Origin of the sequence: Mesorhizobium captivum (assembly GCF_033977165.1) — a bacterium.
Lineage (GTDB): Bacteria > Pseudomonadota > Alphaproteobacteria > Rhizobiales > Rhizobiaceae > Mesorhizobium > Mesorhizobium captivum.
Genome location: NZ_JAVIJB010000004.1, coordinates 80,810 through 95,470, shown reverse-complemented (window position 1 = coordinate 95,470; position 14,661 = coordinate 80,810). Strand labels below are relative to the sequence as shown.

The 14,661-nt window shown below is 64.2% G+C and carries 14 protein-coding genes; 12 read left to right on the top strand and 2 right to left on the bottom strand.

Features of this window, described 5'->3' with window-relative positions:
- Window positions 1–18 precede the first annotated feature (18 nt).
- The 4 genes from pheS to RFM40_RS05635 all read left to right on the top strand — a co-directional run bounded on the left by pheS (window position 19) and on the right by RFM40_RS05635 (window position 4,692).
- Window positions 19–1,104 (top strand): phenylalanine--tRNA ligase subunit alpha, encoded by a 1,086-nt coding sequence (gene pheS / locus RFM40_RS05650; protein ID WP_320225228.1) that lies wholly within the window; start codon window positions 19–21, stop codon window positions 1,102–1,104.
- A complete protein-coding gene (locus RFM40_RS05645; protein ID WP_320225227.1) occupies window positions 1,101–1,523 on the top strand; it encodes a GFA family protein in 423 nt (140 codons plus the stop codon). The genes pheS and RFM40_RS05645 overlap by 4 nt, the downstream gene beginning before the upstream one ends.
- A complete protein-coding gene (pheT, locus tag RFM40_RS05640; protein ID WP_320225226.1) occupies window positions 1,520–3,928 on the top strand; it encodes a phenylalanine--tRNA ligase subunit beta in 2,409 nt (802 codons plus the stop codon). The genes RFM40_RS05645 and pheT overlap by 4 nt, the downstream gene beginning before the upstream one ends.
- Before the next feature lie 161 nt (window positions 3,929–4,089).
- The gene (locus tag RFM40_RS05635) at window positions 4,090–4,692 is read left to right on the top strand and encodes a nucleotidyltransferase family protein (protein WP_320225225.1); all 603 of its coding nucleotides are present in this window, start codon (window positions 4,090–4,092) and stop codon (window positions 4,690–4,692) included.
- A 221-nt stretch (window positions 4,693–4,913) separates the two neighbouring features.
- Here RFM40_RS05635 and RFM40_RS05630 read toward each other — a convergent pair whose 3' ends face one another.
- Window positions 4,914–5,909: an aldo/keto reductase gene (locus tag RFM40_RS05630; protein ID WP_320225224.1), complete on the bottom strand. Its 996-nt coding sequence runs from the start codon at window positions 5,907–5,909 to the stop codon at window positions 4,914–4,916.
- A gap of 96 nt (window positions 5,910–6,005) precedes the next feature.
- Here RFM40_RS05630 and RFM40_RS05625 point away from each other — a divergent pair, with 96 nt between their 5' ends.
- The 6 genes from RFM40_RS05625 to RFM40_RS05600 all read left to right on the top strand — a co-directional run bounded on the left by RFM40_RS05625 (window position 6,006) and on the right by RFM40_RS05600 (window position 12,758).
- A complete protein-coding gene (locus tag RFM40_RS05625) occupies window positions 6,006–6,896 on the top strand; it encodes a LysR family transcriptional regulator (protein WP_320225223.1) in 891 nt (296 codons plus the stop codon).
- 188 nt (window positions 6,897–7,084) lie between these two features.
- A complete protein-coding gene (locus RFM40_RS05620; protein ID WP_320225222.1) occupies window positions 7,085–7,657 on the top strand; it encodes a cytochrome b in 573 nt (190 codons plus the stop codon).
- Window positions 7,658–7,725: 68 nt separating this feature from the next.
- Window positions 7,726–8,301, top strand: a complete 576-nt coding sequence (locus RFM40_RS05615) for a YceI family protein (protein ID WP_320225221.1) — start codon at window positions 7,726–7,728, stop codon at window positions 8,299–8,301.
- A 301-nt stretch (window positions 8,302–8,602) separates the two neighbouring features.
- Entirely contained in the window at window positions 8,603–9,589 is a 987-nt protein-coding gene (locus RFM40_RS05610) for a Gfo/Idh/MocA family protein (protein WP_320225220.1), read from the top strand.
- 87 nt (window positions 9,590–9,676) lie between these two features.
- On the top strand, window positions 9,677–11,332 hold the full coding sequence (locus RFM40_RS05605; RefSeq protein ID WP_320225219.1) for an FAD-binding dehydrogenase: 1,656 nt from the start codon (window positions 9,677–9,679) through the stop codon (window positions 11,330–11,332).
- Window positions 11,333–11,570: 238 nt separating this feature from the next.
- The gene (locus tag RFM40_RS05600; protein ID WP_320277297.1) at window positions 11,571–12,758 is read left to right on the top strand and encodes a caspase family protein; all 1,188 of its coding nucleotides are present in this window, start codon (window positions 11,571–11,573) and stop codon (window positions 12,756–12,758) included.
- Window positions 12,759–12,849: 91 nt separating this feature from the next.
- On the opposite strand, the gene RFM40_RS05595 is transcribed toward RFM40_RS05600, so the two are convergent.
- Window positions 12,850–13,215, bottom strand: a complete 366-nt coding sequence (locus tag RFM40_RS05595; RefSeq protein WP_320225217.1) for a VOC family protein — start codon at window positions 13,213–13,215, stop codon at window positions 12,850–12,852.
- Between the two features lie 149 nt (window positions 13,216–13,364).
- Between RFM40_RS05595 and RFM40_RS05590 the strand changes: the two genes are divergently transcribed.
- Both RFM40_RS05590 and RFM40_RS05585 read left to right on the top strand, forming a co-directional pair.
- Window positions 13,365–13,685, top strand: coding sequence for a hypothetical protein (locus RFM40_RS05590; RefSeq protein WP_320277296.1), 321 nt, complete (start codon window positions 13,365–13,367; stop codon window positions 13,683–13,685).
- A gap of 47 nt (window positions 13,686–13,732) precedes the next feature.
- Entirely contained in the window at window positions 13,733–14,617 is an 885-nt protein-coding gene (locus RFM40_RS05585) for a sigma-70 family RNA polymerase sigma factor (RefSeq protein WP_320277295.1), read from the top strand.
- Window positions 14,618–14,661 lie beyond the last annotated feature (44 nt).

Genomic DNA, 14,661 nt, shown 5'->3' with positions numbered 1-14,661 from the left:
TCCAATCGGGTCCGGAACATGAGCGACATGGACACTCTCGAAAATTCCCTTCTGGCCGATATCGCGGCCGCGACCGACGAGCAGGCGATCGAGGCGGTGCGCGTCTCGGCGCTGGGCAAGAAGGGCTCGGTCTCCGAAATGCTGAAGACGCTCGGCGCGATGAGCGCCGAGGAGCGGCAGGTAAAGGGTCCGGCGATCAACGGGCTGAAGAACCGCGTCACCGAAGCGCTGACGGCGCGCAAGGCGGAGCTGAAGGACGTCGCTATCGCCGCACGGCTTGCCGCCGAGAAGGTCGATGTCACGCTGCCGGTGCGCCAGTCGCCGGCCGAGCGCGGCCGCATCCATCCGATCAGCCAGGTGATCGACGAGATCGCGGCGATCTTCGGCGACCTCGGCTTCGCCATCGCCGAAGGTCCGGACATCGAGACCGATTATTACAACTTCACCGCGTTGAACTTCCCCGAGGGCCATCCGGCGCGCGAGATGCACGACACCTTCTTCTTCCAGCCGGACGAGAAGGGCGAGCGCAAGCTGTTGCGCACACACACCTCGCCGGTGCAGATCCGCACCATGGAGCGGCAAAAGCCGCCGATCCGCATCGTCATCCCCGGCAAGACCTACCGGCAGGATTCGGACGCCACGCACTCGCCGATGTTCCATCAGGTCGAGGGACTGGTAGTCGACAAGACAGCCAACGTCGCCAACATGAAGTGGGTGCTGGAGGAGTTCTGCAAGGCCTTCTTCGAGGTGCCGTCGGTCAAGATGCGCTTCCGGCCGTCCTTCTTCCCGTTCACCGAGCCAAGCCTCGAGGTCGATATCCAGTGCGACCGCTCGCGGCCCGGCGAAGTGCGCTTCGGCGAAGGCTCCGACTGGATGGAGATCCTGGGCTGCGGCATGGTGCATCCCAACGTGCTGCGCGCCGGCGGGCTCGATCCCGACGAATATCAGGGCTTCGCCTGGGGCATGGGCATCGACCGCATCGCCATGCTGAAATACGGCATGCCGGACCTGCGTGCCTTCTTCGACGCCGACGTGCGCTGGCTCACGCATTACGGCTTCAGGCCGCTCGACCTGCCGACGCTGTTCGGAGGGCTTTCCACATGACCGCCCCGCACACCGGCGGCTGTCGCTGCGGCGCGGTACGGTTCGAGGCGTCCGCCGAGCCGCACCACATCAGCTATTGCCATTGCAGCGATTGCCGGCGCGCCAGCGGCGCGCCGGTGTCGGCCTTCGTCGGCTTCATGGCCGATCAGATCGCGCTCGACGGCAAGTCGCTGAAGACATTCGAGAACGGCCCGGTGACGCGCTCGTTCTGCGGCGTCTGCGGCTCGCCGATCGCCTATGTCGACGAGCGGCTGGCCGGCCACATCTATTTCATGCTCGGCGCCATGGACATGCCGGCCTATTTCAGGCCGACGCTGCATGCCCATGTGCGCGAGCAGCTTCCCTTCCTGCACATGCCGGACGACTTGCCGCGCCATCTCCGGACCAGCGTACCCAGACCCGACGGAACACTGTCATGAAATTCACCCTCTCCTGGCTCAAGGACCATCTCGAGACCGACGCTTCGCTTGCCGAGATCGTTGAGCGGCTGACCGCGATCGGCCTCGAAGTCGAACATGTCGATGACAAGGCGGGCTTGAAACCCTTCGTCATCGCTAAAGTGCTGACCGCCGTGCAGCATCCCGACGCGGATCGCCTGCGCGTGCTCACCGTCGACACCGGCGACGGCAAGCCGCCGGTGCAGGTGGTGTGCGGCGCGCCCAACGCCCGCGCCGGCCTGATCGGCGCTTTTGCTGCGCCCGGCACCTATATCCCCGGCATCGACGTGACGCTCTCGGTCGGCAAGATCCGCGGCGTCGAGAGCCACGGCATGATGTGCTCGGAGCGCGAGCTGGAATTGTCGGACGAGCACAGCGGCATCATCGACTTGCCGCAGGATGCGCCAGTCGGCACCAGTTTCGCGGCCTATGCGCATCTCGACGATCCGGTGATCGAGATCAACCTGACGCCGAACCGGCCGGACGCGACCAGCGTCTACGGCATCGCGCGCGATCTCGCGGCGAGCGGGCTCGGCCGCCTCACCGGCGGCGCGATCATGCCGCATGCCGGCGAAGGGATGTGCCCGGTGAAGGTCAAGATCGAGGCGCCGGAACTCTGCCCCGGCTTCGCGCTGACGCTGGTGAAGGGCGTGAAGAACGGCCCGTCGCCGAAATGGCTGCAGCAGCGGCTGATCGCGATCGGGCTTCGGCCGATCAGCGCGCTGGTCGACATCACCAACTACGTCACCTTCGACCGCGGCCGGCCGCTGCATGTCTTCGACGCCAACAAGGTCGCAGGCAATCTCGTCGTGCGCCGCGCCAAGGACGGCGAGAAGGTGCTGGCGCTTGACGGGCGCGAATACACGCTGACGCCGGAAATGTGCGTGATCGCCGACGACGATGGCGTCGAATCGATCGCCGGCATCATGGGCGGCGAGCATTCGGGCTGCGACGAGAACACCACCGACGTGCTGATCGAATCGGCGCTTTGGGACCCGATCGCGACGGCGCGCACCGGCCGCGCGCTCGGCATCATCAGCGATGCGCGCTATCGCTTCGAGCGCGGCGTCGATCCCGAATTCATGGTGCCCGGCGTCGAGCTCGCCACCAAGCTGGTGCTCGATTTCTGCGGCGGCACGCCGACGGAAATCGAGGTGGCGGGCTATGCCGGCCACAAGCCGAAGATCATCTTCTTCCCGCTCTCGGAAGTGAAGCGGCTGACCGGCATCGAGGTGCCAAGAGAGGAAGCGCTCGGCATCCTGGCGCGGCTCGGCTTCGAGCCGCGCAGTTCGGGCGACGCCGCCGAGGTGAAGGTGCCGTCCTGGCGCCCCGATGTCGACGGCAAGGCCGACCTCGTCGAGGAAGTGATGCGCATCCACGGCGTCGACAACATAGCCCCGCAGCCGCTGACCTCGCATGACGCGGTCAACGGCAAGATCCTGACTGTGCTGCAGATCCGCACCCGCGCAGCGAAGCGCGCGCTGGCCGTGCGCGGCATGATGGAGGCCGTCACCTGGTCGTTCATCCCGGCAAAGCACGCCGAGCTGTTCGGCGGCGGCCAGAACGAGCTGAAGCTCGCCAATCCGATCGCCGCCGACATGTCCGACATGCGGCCCTCGCTGCTGCCGGGGTTGATCGCTGCTGCGCAACGCAATGCCGATCGAGGCATCGGCGACGTGGCGCTGTTCGAGGTTTCCGGCACCTATGAGGGCGACATGGCCGACCAGCAGCGGCGCGTCGCCGCCGGCGTCAGGCGCGGCACGGCCAAGCTCGACGGTTCCGGCCGCAGCTGGTCCGGCAATGCGGGAGCAGTCGGCGTGTTCGACGCCAAGGCGGATGCGATCGCGGCGCTCGAAGCCTGCGGCGCGCCGGTCGACCGGCTGCAGGTCGAAGCAGGCGGCCCGGCCTGGTACCATCCCGGCCGCTCCGGCACGATCAAGCTCGGGCCGAAGACCGTGCTCGGCACCTTCGGCGAATTCCATCCGAAGACGCTTGCTACGCTCGACGTTGTCGGACCGATCTGCGGCTTCGAAGTCTATGTCGACGCCGTTCCGGAGCCCAAGGCCAAGCCGACGCGCACCAAGCCGAAGCTGGAGCTATCGCCTTTCCAGGCGGTAAAGCGCGACTTCGCCTTCGTCGTCGACAGGTCGGTCGAGGCAGGTACTTTGGTGCGGGCGGCTTTAGCCGCCGACAAGAAGCTGGTCACCGGCGTCTCGGTGTTCGACGTCTTCGAGGGCGCTGCGCTGGGCGCGGCCAAGAAATCGATCGCCATCGAAGTCTCGATCCAGCCGGTCGAAAAGACGCTGACCGACGAGGATTTCGAGGCGCTCGCAAAACGCATCGTCGAGAACGTCAATAAGCAGACGGGCGGCGTGCTGAGGGCCTAGCGAGGCTCTGCTTTTACGCAATTCCGGACCGAAAACCGCCACGCACTTTTCCTGGAATTGCTCTCATCTTACGCAATTCCGGACGGAAAACCGCTACGCACTTTTCCTGGAATTGCTTGTGAGGATTGCCGGCAGGCGGCGAATCGCCCTTCAAAAGGGCGATGAACCGTCTCCGCTATTCCGGCCTTCCCTTCGAAGAGCAGCGCGCCGCGTTTCTCGGCATCGTCGCGGCCGACCCGCTGCTTGCCGAAACACTGACGCGGGTGCGTGCGCTCGCCTTGCCGGATTGGCTGGTGGTGTCCGGCGCGCTGTACAACAGCGTCTGGAACCATCTGACCGGCAAGCCGCCGGGCTACGGCATCAAGGATGTCGACCTGTTCTATTTCGACGATACCGACCTTTCCTACGAAGCCGAGGACGCGGTGATCCGCAGGGCGGCGCGGCATTTCGAGGGACTGACGCTGCCGGTCGAGGTGCGCAACCAGGCACGGGTGCATCTATGGTATCCGGTCAAGTTCGGACAGGAATGCCCGCGTTATACGAGCTCGAGTGAACCCGTCAGCTATTTCGCGTCGAAGACGCATGCGGTCGGGGTGCGGTTCGATGGAGACGGGTGTCTTGATCTCGTGGCGCCGTTCGGGCTCGACGACATTTTCTCGTTCCGCATCACGCCGAACAGGGTGCTGGACAATCAGCGGACGCATGAGGCGAAGGGGAGCCGGGCAAAGGAGTATTGGCCGGAGATTGGCGTGGTGCCTTGGTAGGATATGCAGGCGCGAGGCACCCCCCTCTGCCCTGCCGGGCATCTCCCCCTCAAGGGGGGAGATCAGATGTCACGCCGGCTCTCGCAAATCGCCAGCGTTTCAAGAGAGGGGGCGCGCCGAAGCTGCCAATCTCCCCCTTGAGGGGGAGATGGCCGGCAGGCCAGAGGGGGGTGCCTCGCGCCAACCTCTCAGCTGAAGGGGCGCCGAAGCGCCCCTCTTTGTCACCCATTCACCAGTGCCAGCAGCTCCTCGGTGTAGCGCTTGCCGACAACCTTGTCGGGCGACATTGCGTCGCCGATAGCCGCGACTTCCGCCGCACTCAGTTCGATCCCGGCCGCCGCCGTGTTTTGCTCCAGATGGCGGATCTTTCGCGCACCGGGGATCGGCACGATGAAATCGCCCTGGTGCAGCACCCAGGCGAGCGCCAGCTGCGCCGATGTCACGCCCTTCTCGGCCGCCATCTTTTCCAGCACCGCGATGACGGCGTTGTTGGCTGCCATGGCTTCGGCTTGGAAGCGCGGCAGGCCGAGGCGCCAGTCGCCGGCGCCGAGCGCGTCCGGCTTGGCGATGGTGCCGGTCAACAGACCCCGGCCGAGCGGGCTGTAGGGCACAAAGCCGATATCGAGTTCGCGGCAGACGGCAAAAACCTCGTCCTCGGGGTCGCGGCTCCACAACGAGTATTCGCTCTGCACAGCGGCGATCGGATGCACGGCATGCGCCCGGCGCAGCGTCGCGCCGCTTACCTCCGACAGGCCGAGCGCCCGCACCTTGCCCTCGCGCACCAGCTCGGCCATGGCGCCGACCGTATCCTCGATCGGCACGTTGGGGTCGACGCGGTGCTGATAGTAGAGATCGATGACATCGGTATCGAGCCGCTTGAGCGAGGCGTCGGCCACCGCCTTGACATGCTCGGGGCGGCTGTCGACGCCGATCATGCGCTCGGTGCCTGAGCCTTCCTCGGCGATCTTGAAGCCGAATTTGGTGGCGATGGTCACTTTGTCGCGCACCGGCTTCAGCGCCTTGCCGAGCAGGATCTCGTTCTCAAAGGGACCGTAGACCTCGGCCGTGTCGAAGAAGGTGACGCCGATCTCGACGGCGCGGCGCAGCGTGGCGATCGCCTCGGCCTCAGGCTGGCCGCCATAGCCGAAGCTCATGCCCATGCAGCCGAGACCGACGGGGAAGACTTCGAGTTCAGTTCCTAGCTTGCGGGTTTTCATGACGCGTCTCCTTGTTGCGATGGGCAGGAGATAGCGCCTTGCATTCCGTTCGATAATCGTGTCTCTTTTGCACGGCTTGTTCTATAAAATAGATCAATGAACCGAGCGAACCTTTCCCAACTTGCCGTCCTCGCCACCGTCGCCCAATGCGCGAGCTTCCGCGGCGCCGCGCGCGAGCTGGGCATCGCGCCTTCGGCGGTCAGCCATGCCGTGTCGAGCCTCGAGGCGCGCCTTGGTGTGCGACTTCTGGCGCGCAGCACGCGCAGCGTGGCGCCGACCGAGGAAGGCGCGCAGCTTTTGGAACGGCTGCGGCCGGCACTGTCCGAGATCGACCTGGCGCTCGAAACGGCGGTCGAGGCGCGCGACCGGCCGGCCGGCAATCTCAGGCTCAGCGTGCCGCGCACCGCCGCGCATCTGGTGCTGACGCCGCGGCTCGGCGCCTTCACTGCCGCCTATCCCGACATCGTGCTGGAGATCGTCATCGAGGACCGCTTTACCGATGTGGTCGAAGGCGGCTTCGACGCCGGCGTGCGGCTCGGCGAAAGCCTGCAGCGCGACATGATCGCGGTGCGCATCGGGCCCAACCTTCGCGGTGCCGTCGTCGCCGCGCCGTCCTATTTCGAAACGAGCCCCAAGCCGCGCCATCCGCGCGATCTGGCCAACCATCGCTGCATCCGCTTCCGCTTCTCCAGCGGCATCCTCTATCGCTGGGAATTCGAGAAGAACGGCGAGGAAATCGAGATGGCGGTGGAAGGGCCGCTGATCCTCGACGAGGACCATTTGATCGCCCAGGCGGCGGTCGACGGCGCAGGCCTCGCTTTCGTCTTCGAGCCCTATGTCCGCGCCCCGCTCGCCGACGGCCGGCTGATCCGCGTGCTCGAGGACTGGTGCCCGTCATTCGACGGTTTCTTCGTCTACTATCCGAGCCGGAGGCAAATGCGGCCGGCGTTGCGGGCCTTCGTCGATTTCTTCAAGGTGAGCGGGTAGGCTCCACCCTCCCCCTTGTGGGGAGGGTCGGCTCGCAAGCGTAGCGAAGCGGAGATTGCGAGACGGGGCGGGGGGTAGCGCCCTACGAGGACCCCCACGCCGATCCGCTATGCGGATCGACCCTCCCCACAAGGGGGAGGGTAAGGCACACTTCGGAAGAAACCCGGAGCCATCAGCGTTCTTCGGCCATGCAGGTTTCCATCACCAACACCGCGACTCGCTACGGCTGGGCGATGATCGTCCTCCATTGGCTGATCGGGGTGATCTTCATCGGCCAGTTCGTGCTCGGCTTCGTCATGATGCGGATCGAAAACCAGCGGATGTCCTTCGAGCTGATCCAGCTGCACAAATCCTTCGGCTTCCTGCTGCTTGGGCTGGTCATACTGCGCGTCGCCTGGCGGCTTGGCAATGCGACGCCGCCCTTGCCGGCTTCGGTCGGAACGCTGGAGCGCAAGACAGCGCCGCTCGCGCATTTTGCGCTCTACGCGTTCCAAGTCGCCCTGCCGCTCTCCGGCTGGGCGCTGGTCTCAGTCTCGACGCTGGAAATCCCGACCATGCCGTTCAACCAGTTCGTGATGCCCAACCTGCCGCTCACCGAATCCGACGCCGCGGAAGGCTTCTGGACGGCGGCGCACTGGTATCTCGCCTATGCCGGCATCGCGCTGGTCGCGCTGCATATCGCTGCAGCACTTCGCCACCATTTCCTGCTGCGCGACAGCGTGCTCGAGCGTATGATCACGCCTTCGTCAGACGGGGAATAGAGCGGGTCGCCCGTTCGTTGGTAACGGGAAGACAGCAATACGCTGGACTCACGAAAAGGACTATTCCCATGCATAAGCGCATCCTCGGATTGGTGGCTGTCGCAGCGTGCCTTGTCGTGCCCGCCGCGGCAGCGGTCTCGCTCGGCGACGCCGCCGGCAGCTACACGATCAGTCCGGCGGCTTCCAGCATCCGCTTCACCGTGGGCAAGGCCGGGGGCGGCGGGTTCGACGGTGCCTTTGCCCGCTTCAAGGGAAACATCCGCATCGACAATAGCGATGTCGAGCGCTCGCGGGTCAACATCACAATCTTTCCCGAAAGTGTCGGCACCGGTCAGAACCGCATCGACGCCTTCCTGCGTTCCGACGCGGTGTTCGACGCCGCCAACAACCCGGAAATCCAGTTCCGTTCGACCAGTGTGAACCGCACCAGCGCCACCACGGCGGTCATCGACGGCCGGCTGACGGCGCGCGGCAAGACATTTCCGGAAAAATTCACGGCCGAGCTCGACGGGCTGAAGTCGGGGACGATCAAATTCCATGTCACCGGCAAGGTGCTCAGATCCCGCTACGGCATGGATGTCGGCACGCCGCTCTATTCCAACGTCGTCGACTTCGACATGACGCTGACGGGGAGAAGGGGCTAGCCACCTCGCCCCCGCGAAAGCGGGGGAGAGGTGGCCCGGCGAAGCCGGGACGGAGCGGGGGACGCCGTTCGCGACGTCAGAAACCTGCGAGAGTAAGGCGCAACACCGATCCGTGAATCAGAGGCTGCGGCGAGCGCCAAAACAGTGAACGCCGGCTCCCTACGAAGGCCCCTCTCCGTCCCGGCTTCGCCGGGCCACCTCTCCCCACTTCGTGGGGCGAGGAAGGGAGCTTCTCTTTCATTGGCTTTTCCGCCGATTTCGGGCAAACCTCGTCGCCGGTAAATCGACATGGAGAAGCACAATGTTCCGATGGGGTGTTCTGTCGACGGCCAAGATCGGCCGCGAGCAGCTTTTGCCGGCGATTGTGGATTCGGAGAACGGCGTGCTGTCGGCGATCGCCAGCCGCGACCTGTCGAAGGCCCGCGCGCTTGCCGATCGCTTCGGCGCGCCGCATGCCTTCGGCTCCTATGAGGATTTGCTCGCTTCCAAGGAAGTCGACGGCGTCTACATTCCGCTACCAACCTCGCAGCATGTCGAATGGACGGCAAAAGCGATCGAGGCCGGCAAACATGTGCTGGTCGAGAAACCTCTGGCGCTCGACGCCAAGGACATTCCACCACTGATCAAGCTGCGCGACCAGAAGAAGGTGCTGGTCTGCGAGGCTTTCATGGTCGTCTATCATCCGCAGTGGATCAAAGTGCGCGACCTCATCGCCAGCGGCGCCATCGGCAGGCTGCGCCATGTGCAGGGCGCGTTCTCCTACTACAATGTCGACCCCAAGAACATGCGCAACCAGCTCGATCTGGGCGGCGGCGCGCTGCCCGACATCGGCGTCTATCCGACGGTGACGACGCGGTTTTCGACCGGCAAGGAGCCGATCCGCGTCCAGGCCCATATCGAGCGCGACAAGACCTTCGGCACCGACATCTATTCGTCGATCCGCGCCGATTTCGGCGACTTCGAACTGTCCTTCTACCTGTCGACGCAGATGGCCGCGCGGCAGGTGATGGTCTTCCACGGCGAGAAGGGTTTCATCGAGGTTTTCTCGCCCTTCAATGCCGGGCTCTACGACCACCACCGCATCGAATTGCACAACCAGAACCACACCGAGGCGCAGGTGTTCCGCTTCCCGGGCACGCAGCAATACAGGCTGGAATGCGAGACTTTTGCGCGCGCCGCCCTGGGCGGCGAGGACCGCGTCTTCACGCTGGAGGAATCGGTGCTCAATCAGAAGGTCATCGACGCCATCTTCCGCGCCGGCGACAAAGACGGCTGGGAGCCTGTCTGACTCTTTGTCTCGACGCAATTCCGGACGGAAAACCGCTTCACACTTTTCCTGGAATTGCTCCAGCCGGCATGTTTGGGGGAGGAAAACATGGCTGACGCGGACGTGATCATTGTCGGCGCGGGGCTGGCCGGCCTCGTCGCCGCCGCCGAACTGGCCGAGGCCGGCAAAAAGATCGTCGTCGTCGACCAAGAGCCGGAGCAGTCGCTGGGCGGCCAGGCCTTTTGGTCGTTCGGCGGCCTCTTTCTGGTCGATTCGCCCGAACAGCGGCGCATGCGCATCCGCGATTCGCACGACCTCGCGCTCGAAGACTGGCTGGGCACCGCCGCCTTCGACCGCGAGGAGGATTTCTGGCCGCGCCAATGGGCCGAGGCCTATGTCGGCTTCGCCGCCGGTGAGAAGCGCTCCTGGCTGATGGAGAGGGGCTTAAAATTCTTCCCTGTCGTCGGCTGGGCCGAGCGCGGTGGCGGCAATGCCTCAGGCCACGGCAATTCGGTGCCGCGCTTCCACATCACCTGGGGCACCGGGCCCGGCGTGTTGGAACCGTTCGTACAGCGCGTCCGCGAGGCGCAAAAGCGCGGGCTCGTCCAGTTCAAATTCCGCCATCGGGTCAACGAGATCATACGCAGCGGTAAGACCGTCACCGGCGTGCGTGGTGACGTTCTCGAGTCGAGCAGCGTCGAGCGCGGCCGCAAGAGCTCGCGCGAAATCGTTGACGATTTCGAACTTCACGCTCAAGCGGTGATCGTCGCTTCCGGCGGCATCGGCGGCAATCACGAGCTGGTGCGCCAGAATTGGCCCGAACGCCTGGGCGCGCCGCCGAAGCGCATGATCACCGGCGTGCCGGACCATGTCGACGGCCGCATGCTGGCGATCTCGGAATCGGCGGGCGGGCGGGTCATCAACCGCGACCGCATGTGGCACTATGTCGAAGGCATAAAAAACTGGGCGCCGATCTGGACGGAGCATGCGATCCGCATCCTGCCCGGCCCATCATCGCTCTGGCTCGACGCGCGTGGCAAACGCTTGCCGGTGCCGCTCTATCCGGGCTTCGATACTTTAGCCACGCTCAATCACATCATGGGCACGGGTTTCGACTATTCCTGGTTCATCCTGACCAAGAAGATCATCCAGAAAGAGTTCGCGCTGTCGGGCTCGGAGCAGAACCCCGACCTCACGGGGAAAAGCTGGCGGCAGGTGCTGGGCCGCGCGACGTCGGGAATTCCCGGCCCGGTGAAAGCCTTTATGGAAAAGGGCGAGGATTTCATCGTCGAGGCCGAGCTGCCAAAGTTGGTGGCCCGCATGAACACTCTGGCCGGCGGCGAGCCGCTGCTGGAGGTCGCGCAGATCGAGCGCGAGATCCGCGCCCGCGACATGCAGCTCGACAACCCATTCTCCAAGGATGCGCAGATCACTGCGCTGCGCGGCGCCCGCGCTTATCTCGGCGACCGGCTGATCCGCACCGCCAGGCCGCACAAGATGCTCGATCCGGCGACCGGTCCGCTGATTGCCGTGCGCCTCAACGTGCTGACCCGCAAGACCCTGGGCGGCCTCGAGACCGATCTCGACAGCCGCGTGCTCGATGCCGATGGTCAGCCGGTGCCGGGGCTCTACGCGGTCGGCGAGGTAGCCGGCTTCGGCGGCGGCGGCGTGCATGGCTATGCGGCGCTGGAAGGCACCTTCCTCGGCGGCTGCATCTTTTCCGGCCGCAGCGCAGGGCGGGCCGCGGCCGGTGCGGTGGTCTGACCGATCGAATGGTGTTGCGCAACCTCGTGACGTCGGCCCGCCTTGTCTGCTGCGGCATCGTTCCGGCGATTGAATATTCCTTGAAGTCGATGCCCGAAAAGGCGTGACGATGCGCGGAGACTCATACGGGGCGGCCTCCGGCAAGTTTGGACACTTTTCCAAGCAAGACCGTCTCATATAGTGGGTACCCACGCGCTTTAACGGATGCTAATATTCTCCGTTACTCGGGAACGTCGCAATGTCCAAGATTTGCTTGTTATGCGCGTGCCTTCTTTTTCTGGCCGGCTTGTCGACACCGGCTTCCTCTGAGGCCCAGATCGGTCAGCGCAGCCATAGATATGCGCTTGTCATCGGCAACTCGGCCTACCGTTATGCGCCATCGCTCCCCAACGGGGTGAATGACGCGAATGCCATCTCCCAAGTTTTGCAAGAGACGGGCTTTGAGGTCACCCTTGGATTGGATGCTGACGCATCAACGTTCAGGGAACTCATCGGAAAATTCAGGCGAAACTTACGGCCGGGTGACGTCTCCCTTTTTTACTTCGCCGGACACGGGCTCCAAGCGAACGGGGAAAACTACCTATTGCCTGTTGATGCCGCGCTTCAACGTCCGGCGGACTTGGCTCTCGAGGCTGAGCGCCTGCAAGACATTATCGCCGCCATGACGGCCGAGGAAAATACCGCAATCGTCCTTCTCGATGCCTGTCGCGACAATCCTTTCGTCAAGCAATTGAGTGGACCGGGTCAAAGTCGCGGCCTTGCCATAGGAAAGGGGCTGGGAGCCTTGGATGCTGGCAGGGGAGTCTTTATCGGCTTTGCAACACAGCCCGGCAACGTGGCTCTCGATGGAGCCGTCAATCATAGCCCGTTTGCAGACTCTCTTGTGAAGCGGATAAAGACTCCTTCGATCGACATTGAAATTCTTATGCGTCGCGTCCGGTTGGACGTCATGAACGCGACTTCTGGGAAGCAGGTCCCCTGGAGCAACTCGTCCCTGGTGGAGCCGGGGTTCTCATTCAACCCAGATGCCGCGTCCAGTCAGTCTCCGGCAGACCCCTATCAGCCAGACGCGGCGACAGAGCTCGAATTTTGGAAATCGATCAAGGATACATCCGATGTCTCGATGTATCGTGCTTATCTAGCGGCATTTCCGAATGGTGCATTCATCGAAATTGCAAAGAGCCGAATTGCCAAGTTCCAAGCACCTACGCCGCCACGCAAAAGGATCCTGCCGAAGAAAGTGAGTCGCAAGCCGCAAGTCTCGTTGCCTATCAATGAACCTTCCAATCGTTCGGCGGAAACGATCGCACCTGCTAAACCGGAATCCGTTGGGCGATGCAGGGATGGCAACAAGGAGAGATGTCGCCAGAGATGCCGTGAGGGCGCAAGGCGTGCCTGTCGCAAGCTGCAACAGCTAGGGGGTTAACAACGCCGATGACGGCCTTGTGCGGCGACTTTGGGCGCGGCGGGTGTGGTTGACCGAGAACCGGCGACGCGATGTGTGGAATACCGCCAGACTATCGGCTGGCCAGCACCATACGGTTGCCTTCGCTGTCACGGAATTCGGCGACGGTGCGGCCCGGCTGCCATGGCGCTTCCTGCGGCTCGGTGACGATCTCGACACCCCTGGCCTTGAGCGATGCGACCCTTGCCTCGACATCCTCATCGACCAGGACGAGCACCGGCTCCGCGCTCGGTGCCGCATCGGCGCGCCTGATGAAATGCAGGTTGGTGACCGCGTGGGGGAACGCCAGCTCCACCCAGCGCCAGCCGCCATCGCCCATCGGCTGGTCGGCAATGACCTGGCACGCAAGCTTGTCGGTGTAGAACGCCTTGGCGCGATCCTGGTCGAGCACCGGAAGTTCGGCAAACTGGATATGCATGATGTCTCTCCTCATCGCGGCGGCCGCGGGTGCGGCCACTACGCGCGAAAGACGACTGCGGCTGGCAAAAAGATTCGCAGGCCGGTGAGAATCTTTTCGGTGGCACGAAACGTCTTCCTTACGCAGACCCGCCAAAAAGGAGACGAGAAATGAACTACAACCTCATCCGCTACGGCGTGAAGGACACCGCCGTCGCCGAGAACCGGGCGCTTGTGGCAAACGTGTTCGAGGCGCTGAATGAAACGAAGCCTCAGTCCGTGCGCTATCTCGTGCTTGAACTGGAGAACGGCGAATTCGTCCATCTTGTCGGCTACGACGAGGACAGTTCGGAACTGACCGGGCTTGACGCTTTCAAGGCCTTCGGCGCCGATCATGCAGGGCGGCGCTCCACACCGCTGGCCCGGTCGCCGGCAAAGATCGTCGGCAACTATCATATGCTGACGAGCGCCGACGAGGCCGTGCCGGCCTGACCGGGCGCGGTATGACCCGACGGGCCGGCGAAGCGAGAACGGAAACGATGAGCTTAGCAAAATTCGACCGCGCAGCACTTGAAGTCATGCTCGTCGGCCTGCGGCCGAAATTGCACCGCTATGCCGCCCGCATGGCCGGCTCGGTGATCGAGGGCGAGGACATCGTGCAGGAAGCGGTGGTGAAAGCGCTTGCTGCGCATGATGGCGGCGCCGCGGTCGAGCGTCCCGAGCAGTGGCTGTTCCGCATCGCCCACAATGCGGCGCAGGATCATCTGCGCCGCCGCCAGCGCGAGCGTTCCCGCATCACCGAGGCCGACATGACCGGAATAGAGGACCTCTCCGCCAGCGCGGAGGCGAGGCTTGCGGCGGCGACCAGTCTGCGCAGCTTCATGCGGCTGACGCTGGCGCAGCGCAGCGCGGTGATCCTGGTCGACGTGCTCGGCCTCAGCCTGCATGAAGCCTGCGAGGTGACAGGCGCCACGCTTGCCGCCACCAAGGCGGCGCTGCATCGCGGCCGGGCTGAGTTGAAAGCGCTGGCCGCGGCGCCGGATGAGGTGGCGATGCCGAAACTCGATCCGGACCAAGAGCGCCGGCTGCGCCGCTACATCGATCTGTTCAACGCTCGCGACTTCGACGCCGTCAGGGCGCTGATCGCCGAAGACATTGAGCTTGAGGTCGTGAACCGCACCCGTCTACGCGGCAAGAAGGAGGCTTCGACCTATTTCGGCAATTACGACCGCATCAGCGACTGGGCGCTGTCGCTCGGCTTCGTCGACGGTCGGCCGGCGATCCTGATCCGCAACCCGCAGGCGGGCGATGCGGTGCGCGGCTTCGTCCTGATCGATTGGCGCGGCGATGAGGTCGCGGGGATTCGCGACTTCCGCTACGCGCCCTACTGTGTTGCCGACGCGGATATCCGTTTCGCCGATTGAAAAGACGTGAGCGCATTGCATCGATAGCAGCACCTCGCAGGTGC